At 74.3% G+C, this 4419-nt stretch carries 5 protein-coding genes; 2 read left to right on the top strand and 3 right to left on the bottom strand.

What is annotated here, in order from left to right:
* The first annotated feature begins 382 nt into the window (after window positions 1–382).
* Window positions 383–1351: an ABC1 kinase family protein gene (locus tag AC2W7G_RS10005; protein ID WP_485868297.1), complete on the top strand. Its 969-nt coding sequence runs from the start codon at window positions 383–385 to the stop codon at window positions 1349–1351.
* A 20-nt stretch (window positions 1352–1371) separates the two neighbouring features.
* Window positions 1372–1521: a hypothetical protein gene (locus AC2W7G_RS10000; RefSeq protein ID WP_485868296.1), complete on the top strand. Its 150-nt coding sequence runs from the start codon at window positions 1372–1374 to the stop codon at window positions 1519–1521.
* Window positions 1522–1640: 119 nt separating this feature from the next.
* On the opposite strand, the gene AC2W7G_RS09995 is transcribed toward AC2W7G_RS10000, so the two are convergent.
* The 3 genes from AC2W7G_RS09995 to AC2W7G_RS09985 form a co-directional block, all read right to left on the bottom strand.
* Window positions 1641–2207, bottom strand: a complete 567-nt coding sequence (locus tag AC2W7G_RS09995; protein WP_485868295.1) for an HRDC domain-containing protein — start codon at window positions 2205–2207, stop codon at window positions 1641–1643.
* 31 nt (window positions 2208–2238) lie between these two features.
* On the bottom strand, window positions 2239–3549 hold the full coding sequence (locus AC2W7G_RS09990; RefSeq protein WP_485868294.1) for an ATP-dependent helicase: 1311 nt from the start codon (window positions 3547–3549) through the stop codon (window positions 2239–2241).
* A 38-nt stretch (window positions 3550–3587) separates the two neighbouring features.
* Window positions 3588–4419, bottom strand: an 832-nt coding sequence (locus AC2W7G_RS09985) for a PP2C family protein-serine/threonine phosphatase (RefSeq protein WP_485868293.1), incomplete at its 5' end; no start/stop codon positions are given.

The following is a 4419-nucleotide window of genomic DNA, read 5'->3' as shown; positions in this document are numbered from 1 at the left end:
GCGTGCTGGCGGAGGTCGACGCGTACGCCCGGGGCCGCGACGCCGGCGTCAGCCGCTGCGTGGTCGTCGGTCCCGGCCCGTTCGACGCCGACACGTGGCCGATCGGCTTCCACCCGGCCTGCGGCTGCGAGCTGCTGCTCGTCGCCTGATCGACGGGCCGGACTGGGTGCGCGCCCCTACGATGACGACGTGGCGCAGGACGACGAGGACCGAGGCATCCGCGGCAACGCACTGTCACGCGGGGCGCGGCTCGCCGCCCTTCCCGTCGGGTTCGCCGGGCGCACGACCTGGGGCCTGGGCAAGCGGCTCGTCGGGGCGCCCGCCGGCTACGTCGCCAGCGAGGTGCAGCAGCGCACCGCCGACCAGATCTTCCGCGTCCTCGGTGGAGCTCAAGGGCGGCGCGATGAAGCTCGGCCAGGCGATGAGCATCTTCGAGGCCGCGCTGCCGCCCGAGATCGCCGGGCCCTACCGCGAGACCCTCACCAAGCTGCAGGACGCCGCCCCGCCGATGCCCGCCTCGACCGTGCACCGCGTGCTCGCCGAGCAGCTCGGCGCCGACTGGCGCGACCTGCTGCCGACCTTCGACGACCGCCCGGCCGCGTCGGCGTCCATCGGCCAGGTGCACCGCGCCACGTGGCACGACGGCCGCGAGGTCGCCGTGAAGATCCAGTACCCCGGCGCGGGCAAGGCGCTGCGCTCGGACCTGCGCCAGATCGCGCGCATCGCGCGCCTGTTCGGCGTCCTCATGCCCGGCATGGACGTGCGCTCGCTCGTCGCCGAGCTGCAGGAGCGCGTCGCCGAGGAGCTCGACTACGCGCTCGAGGCCGCGGCCCAGCAGGCGTTCGCCGACGAGCTCGTGGACGACCCCGAGGTCGTGGTGCCGAACGTCGTCCACCACACCGACGCGCTGCTGGTGAGCGAGTGGCTGGAGTCGGACGCGTCGCTGGCCGAGGTCATCGTCTCGGGCACGCCCGAGGAGCGCGACCGCTACGGCGAGGCGTTCATCCGCTTCCTGCTGGCCGGCCCCGAGCGGGTCGGGATGCTGCACGCCGACCCGCACCCGGGCAACTTCCGGATCATGCCCGACGGACGCCTGGGTGTCGTGGACTTCGGCGCCGTCGCCCGGCTGCCGCACGGGCTGCCGGCGTCCATCGGCCCGCTGCTGCGCCACGCGCTGGACGGCGACGACGACGCGGTGCTCGAGGGGCTGCGCGCCGAGGGGTTCGTGCGCCAGGGCGTCGTCGTGGACGCCGCGGTGCTCGGCGCCTACCTGCAGCCGTTCCTGGAGCCGGTCGCGACGAGGAGTTCCACTTCGACCGCGAGTGGCTGCGCGGGCAGGCGGCCCGGCTGAGCCAGCCGGCGAGCGCCGTCGTGGCCTCGAAGATCAACCTGCCGCCGGAGTACCTGCTCATCCACCGCGTGTGGGCCGGCGGCATCGGCGTGCTGTGCCAGCTCGACGCCACGGTGCCGGCCCGCGGCATCCTGGCCGACGCGGTGCCCGGCTTCGCCGACGCCGCCTGAGCCCTCGACCGGCTCCGCCCGCGGTCCCGGAGGCTGTCGACGGGGCTACTCGCCGGCGATGACCCGCAGGACGTCCTGGCCGTACTGGTCGAGCTTGGCCTGGCCGATGCCCTTGACCTTCACCAGCTCGCGACGTCCGACGGCTTGAGGATGGTCAGCTGCTCGAGCGTCTGGTCGTTGAAGATCACGTAGGCCGGGACGCTCTGCTCCTGGGCCTGCTCGGTGCGCCAGGCGCGCAGCTTCTCGAACAGCTCCTCGTCGAAGTCGTCCGGGCGCGCGACGAGGCGCACCTTCTTGGCCTTGGGCTGCGGACGTCCCATGCTGCGGGCCGCATGGTCGGCGGGCAGCAGCCGGTCCAGGAAGCGGGTCGGCTGGCGGTTGCCGCGTCCGCCCGGCTGGCGGGCGGCCGCCCACGAGATGGTGAGGAACGAGCGCGCCCGGGTGACGCCCACGTAGAACAGCCGGCGCTCCTCCTCGATCTCGGCCTCCGTGGTGGCGTGGACCAGCGGGACGGTGCCCTCCTGCATGCCGACGCAGAAGACCGCCTCCCACTCCAGACCCTTGGCCGAGTGCATGGTGGCCAGCGTGACGCCGTCGGCGGTCGGCGCGTTCGCCGTGGCCGCCCGCCGCTCGAGGTCGGCGACGAGGTCGGCCAGGCTCGCGTTGTCGCCCAGGTCGGTGGCCATGGAGACGAGCGCGTGCAGCGACTCCCAGCGGTCACGGACGGCGCCGCTGGCCGCCGGCGGGTCGGCGGTGTAGCCCAGCCCCCGACAGGACGTCGCGGACCTGGCCGGCGAGCTCGCCGCTCGACTCGGTCTCCGACACCGCCGCCGCGCGCAGCAGCGTCACCGCCTGGCGCACCTCGGGCCGCTCGAAGAACCGCTCGACGCCGCGCAGGACGTACGGGATGCCCTGGGCGCCGAGCGCCTCCTCGTAGGCCTCGGACTGGGCGTTGATGCGGAACAGCACCGCCATGTCGCGGTAGGGCAGGCCGCGGTCGCGCAACCGGCGGATCTCGCCGGCGACGTACGCCGCCTCCGCCGGCTCGTCGCCGAACCCGCGGTACGTGACCGGGTCGCCGGCCTGGCGCTGGGCCTCGAGGGTGACGCCGAACGTGCGGCGGTCGAACACGGCGTTGGCCGCCGCGACGACCTGGGGCGTGGAGCGGTAGTTGCGCACCAGGTCGATGCGCTGGGCGTCCTCGTAGCGACGCGTGAAGCCGGTCAGGTACTCGGCCTTCGCGCCGGCGAAGGAGTAGATGGTCTGGCGCGGGTCGCCGACGACGCACAGCTCGTCGCGGCCGCCCAGCCACAGGTCGAGCAGCGTGGCCTGGAGCGGGTTGACGTCCTGGAACTCGTCGACGACGAACCAGCGGTACTGGCTGCGCACCTGGGCGGCGACCCGCTCGTCCTCGGTGAGCATCGCCGCGGTGACCAGGAGGATGTCCTCCATGTCGATGCGGTGGTGGCCGCGCTTGACCTCCTCGTAGGCGGCGTAGACCTCGCCGACCTGGGACGGCTGCAGGTCGCCGACCTCGCGGCGGGCCTCCTTGGCCTGGGCCGCGTACTTGGCCGGACGCACGTTGCTGACCTTGGCCCACTCGATCGCGCTGGCCAGGTCGCGCAGCACGGACTGGTCGGGGCGCAGGCCGACCTTGCGGGTGGCCTCGACGACCAGCGGGATCTTGGAGCCGGTGACCTCGGGCAGCTCGCCGCCGTAGACCTGGGGCCAGAAGAAGCGGGCCTGGCGCAGCGCCGCGGAGTGGAACGTGCGGGCCTGGACGCCCCCGGCGCCCAGCTGCTGCAGGCGTCCACGCATCTCGCCGGCCGCGCGGGTCGTGAACGAGACGGCCAGCACCTCGGTGGGCTGGTAGACCCCCGTGGCCACGCCGTAGGCGATGCGGTGGGTGATGGCGCGGGTCTTGCCGGTGCCGGCGCCCGCGACGACCACGAGCGGACCGCGGATCGTCTGGGCGACCTGACGCTGCTCGGGATCGAGGGCGGCGAGCAGGTCACTCGGGTCGGGCACGGGACTCCTGACGACGGCGGCGGACGGACGCGTCCAGCCTAGTCCGGGGCACCGACGGGCCCGACGCCCGCCGACCGGCCCGGCTCGGCCTCCGCGACCGGCTCGGTGGGAGCGGTGGCGCTGAGCGCGACCACCGCGACGTCGTCGCGCGGACGTCCGTCCTGGAAGGTCAGGACCGCCTCCAGGACGGCGCCGGTGACGTCGTCGACGTGCCCGATCCGCTCGGTCACGACGCGGCGCAGGTTCTCCTCGCCGAAGAACTCCGGGCCGCGGCGAGCCTCGGTGACGCCGTCGGTGTAGAGCACGACGGTCTGCCCGGGGTGCAGCGGCAGCGAGACCTCGTCGAAGACGGGGTCGTCCAGCACGCCGATGAGCGAGCCCGAGCGCCCGAACGTGGTGGTGGCCGTGTCCGGCGCGACCACGAGCGGGAGCGGGTGGCCGCCGGCGGCGACATCGAGCCGCCAGCGTCCGGCCGTGCGGCGGACGCGCAGCAGGACGGCCGTGCAGAAGCGGTCGGTCGGGTGGGCCAGCAGCACCTCGTTGAGCCCGTGCAGGATCTGCGCCGGGCTGTGCAGCGTCACCGACAGCGCGCGGATCGTGTGCCGCACGAGCAGCGTGACCGTGGCTGCGTCCACGCCCTTGCCGCACACGTCGCCGAGCACCACCACCCAGTCGTCGGCACCGACCTGGAACACGTCGTAGAAGTCGCCACCGACCTCGTGGCCGTCGCCCGCCGGGCGGTAGACCGCCGAGACGTCCAGGCCCGGCACCCGCGGCGGCGTCGGCGGGATGAGCGAGTCCTGCAGCGTCCGCGCCAGCGACCGGGCGTGCGCCTCGGACTGCTCGGCGGCCCGCCGGGCCCGCCAGCAG

It is taken from the genome of Aeromicrobium sp. PFPM2_SD2, from assembly GCF_057364525.1.
Note: the sequence above shows the minus strand (reverse complement) of the source record. Positions and strands in the feature narration are given on the sequence as shown.